Source organism: Sphingomonas turrisvirgatae, assembly GCF_001721295.1.
Taxonomy (GTDB): domain Bacteria; phylum Pseudomonadota; class Alphaproteobacteria; order Sphingomonadales; family Sphingomonadaceae; genus Sphingomonas; species Sphingomonas turrisvirgatae.
In genome coordinates, this window is record NZ_MDDS01000060.1 from 1 (window position 1) to 2399 (window position 2399).

At 58.4% G+C, this 2399-nt stretch carries 3 protein-coding genes; 2 read left to right on the plus strand and 1 reads right to left on the minus strand.

The window, feature by feature from the left end; genetic code table 11:
* Nucleotides 1-292: 292 nt before the first annotated feature.
* Entirely contained in the window at nucleotides 293-1099 is an 807-nt protein-coding gene (locus BFL28_RS16690) for a hypothetical protein (protein ID WP_131818675.1), read from the plus strand.
* Between the two features lie 99 nt (nucleotides 1100-1198).
* Nucleotides 1199-1738 (plus strand): HNH endonuclease, encoded by a 540-nt coding sequence (locus tag BFL28_RS16695; protein WP_069321662.1) that lies wholly within the window; start codon nucleotides 1199-1201, stop codon nucleotides 1736-1738.
* 112 nt (nucleotides 1739-1850) lie between these two features.
* Here the strand turns inward: BFL28_RS16695 and BFL28_RS16700 are convergent, their stop codons facing one another.
* Nucleotides 1851-2060 carry a helix-turn-helix domain-containing protein gene (locus BFL28_RS16700; RefSeq protein WP_069321663.1) on the minus strand — a complete coding sequence of 70 codons (210 nt, stop codon included), beginning with the start codon at nucleotides 2058-2060 and terminating at the stop codon, nucleotides 1851-1853.
* Between the last annotated feature and the right edge of the window lie 339 nt (nucleotides 2061-2399).

Genomic DNA, 2399 nt, shown 5'->3' on the forward strand with positions numbered 1-2399 from the left:
GGCGTTCGCCGCCGAACTTGAACAGCAACGGGCGGGGTTAACCCCGCCCGTTGCTTCACCTGCGCTCATGCGCGACAACACCGGTCGGTCTCTGGTTGCCGCTGGATGAAAGGCGGGGGTCACGTCAAGGGCTGCCGTTCCCTGAGGACGCGGATACCTTTGAAGGAAGCTTATCGTGTCACCCTCTATCCCTCCGGGAGCAACCCGCACTGGATCGGGAGGCATCGTATATGCCCCAGCAGGAAGTTGTATTTACTGCGGCGAGTCGAGAGGGCTTACGCGGGAGCATATCGTGCCGTTTGGGCTGCACGGCGATTTGATCCTTCCAAGCGCCAGCTGCAAACAGTGCGCGGCAATCACCAGTGATGCAGAGCGGTTTGTTCTTCGAGACATGCTTGGTTTGATGAGGACAAAGTATGGTTTCCGATCTCAAAACAGGAACACGAAGCGGAACCCACCCAAGCCCCTCATCTTGAAACATGAACACGATGGCCGAAAGACGCCGATCACCCTGGATCCCCCGCGCTCACCGTTCTTCTCATGGTCACTGCCGCTGTGGGGGTTCCCCGGCATGGCATGGCATGAGGCCTATGAAGTCGTCTGTGCGAACGACACTCTTTATTGCGTCGTTGGTCAGCTAGATGCCCAAGCCGCATTGGATGCCGCAGGCGGCAAGCATGTGGTATCGCTGCCGGAAGCCAAATTCAGCAATGCCACCTTCGCGAGGTTTTTGGCGAAGGTCGCCCACTCTTTTGCGGTCGCGGCGCTTGGCGCGGACGGCTTCCATCCCGTCCTGCCTAATTTCATCCGGAATGGGGGCGATAAGCCCAGGATTTTCGTAGGCGGAGAACTCGAGATACCGCCAGCGCAGCCTTACGCGTACGAAATTGATCTCGGCACCATGCAATCCGCGAATGGCTCAAGGTATCTAGCCGTTAGAATGCGGCTGCTATCCTATCTCGGCACACCGGTGTACACGGTTATCGTGGGCGACAGGTTCGAAGGCGACCTGGCTAGCGTTGGTCATGGCTACGCTAAGCCAATACAAGTTGCGATAATGGGAGATGATGGTGTTCCGATTTTCTCGGCCGGGCAATGACGCACATCTCCAGAGAACGTCGGGCCAAACAGATCTTACTGGCTATCAGTTGGCGCCTGTCCGGAAGTCATATGACGTGGGCGCAACAGCAGAGCGAGCATGATGCGCTTCAAAAGCATCGCCTCTCATCTCCGGCCGTATCGCATGCTTGCCAGCCGGCTGACGACGATCAATCACATGTTCGCTGCAGCGATAGCGCCGCACGACCCGTATGATGAAGCGCACGTTCGTGAGGCGGTGAGCCTGCTGGGCAACGATCCTGACGATGACCTATCTTGCGCCTACTGCGGAGCGCCGGCCGAAACTTGGGATCATGTGTTCGCGACAGTGAAGAACAGCCGTTTCAGCGGTCATGGACACCGACTGGGAAACCTGCTTCCGTGCTGCAAGTCGTGCAATTCGCGGAAAGGCAATAAGGCTTGGCAGGCGCACTTGTCTTCACTTCCCATGGACGATGTCGAGCGAAGCCGCAGATCCGCATGCATCGAGCGCTACCTGGACACGTACGGGCAGATCGACCTGCTTGCCGAGCCGACTCCTGATCACGTTCGACTGGATGAACTGCGCGCCCAGGTTCTCTCTCTCGTTGCGGAGGCCGATGAGGTCGCATCGCGCATCAGGGCCGGCGCGCAAACCTGATCATCTTATATGAAGGTGGTTCAAACCTTCACGAACACCTGTGCGGACGTGATCCGCAGATATGCGCGTTCCCGCGAAAATGGCAGGGTGCATTCACCTGAAGCGTCGTCGATCAGAGACGCTTTAGCAAGGCGTCTGGTTCAACCGCTAGAGCCTCTGCCAACCGACCGAGCGCCCTAACTGACGGGTTCCGTGTGCCGCGTTCCATGTCGCTTACGTAGCTGCGCTCCATCCCGGCTTCGAGCGCAAGCTGTTCCTGCGATAGGCCTTTCAGCTTCCGGTGCATGCGCACGTTCGCGCCGAGAAGTTGCACCACATCCATGCGCTGATGTGGCCGGGTCGACTGGCTAAGGTCTGTATACCAATCGTGTCATTTTCGCTTGCTCTACCTGCTTCAGCGGGCGATCAACCGGCTTGAAGGGCGGCTGATGGCTTGAGCCGAAGGTCGCTCCGTAAGGGGGCGGCACATCAATGATCAGCATCGACACGACACGTCAGCGCACCCGCGTCTGGCGCGATGCTGCGCGTCCACCATGATCTGCCCCCCGCTGAGTGGCCCGGAGACTATGATAGTCTGGACCACGAAAGGGACATTGAATGCCGAGCAAGAAGCACAAGCCGGAAGAGATTATCGGCAAGCTGCGTGAAGTTGAGATCGTGC

What these genes read in the sequence shown, in the direction of transcription:
- BFL28_RS16695 (WP_069321662.1), top strand. Translation starts at nt 1,199, where the DNA reads ATGATGCGCTTCAAAAGCATCGCCTCTCATCTCCGGCCGTATCGCATG.
- BFL28_RS16700 (WP_069321663.1), bottom strand. Translation starts at nt 2,060, where the DNA reads ATGGATGTGGTGCAACTTCTCGGCGCGAACGTGCGCATGCACCGGAAG.